Source organism: Halapricum hydrolyticum (assembly GCF_025517535.1).
In the GTDB taxonomy this organism is placed as follows: Archaea; Halobacteriota; Halobacteria; order Halobacteriales; family Haloarculaceae; genus Halapricum; species Halapricum hydrolyticum.
Genome location: NZ_JAOPKC010000058.1, coordinates 1 through 668, shown reverse-complemented (window position 1 = coordinate 668; position 668 = coordinate 1). Strand labels below are relative to the sequence as shown.

Below are 668 nucleotides of genomic sequence, written 5' to 3'. Positions count from 1 at the left end.
GTCGTCGTCGCCGACGTCGACGACGAGGGCGGACAGGACACGGTCGAACAGATCGAGAGCGACGGTGGAGAGGCCGTCTACGTCAACACCGACGTCACGAGCATGGACGACGTCGAAAAGATGGTCGATACCGCTGTCGATGAGTTCGGCCGGCTGGACTACGCCGTCAACAACGCCGGCATCAGCGGCGGGGAAGAGCCGGCCGGTGACGTCCCCGAGGAAGGCTGGGAGCAGACGATCGACATCAACCTCAACGGCGTCTGGCGCTCGCTGAAAGCCGAACTCGGCCAGATGACCGAGCAGGACGACGGCGGCGTCATCGTCAACATGGCGTCGATCCTCGGCAAGGTCGGCTTCGAGAACTCCTCGGCGTACGTCTCGGCCAAACACGGCGTGCTCGGCCTCACGAAGACCGCTGCCTGGGAATACGCCGGGGACGGGATTCGCGTCAACGCCGTCTGTCCGGGCTTCATCGAGACCCAGATGCTCGAAGAGGCAGGTATCAGCACTAACGAGAACGTCCGGGAGTGGATCGAAGGCATGCACTCCCAGGATCGGCTTGGCAAACCCGAAGAGATCGCCGACGCCGTCCTGTGGCTCTGCTCGGACGGCGCGTCGTTCACCAACGGCGAGGCGCTGACCGTCGATAGCGGCTTCACCGCCCGATA

At 64.2% G+C, this 668-nt stretch carries 1 protein-coding gene; it reads left to right on the top strand.

Translation table 11 applies throughout. The features are described from left to right. The coding region (locus OB916_RS16950) for an SDR family oxidoreductase (RefSeq protein WP_315910475.1) at positions 1-668 on the top strand (668 nt) is incomplete at both ends.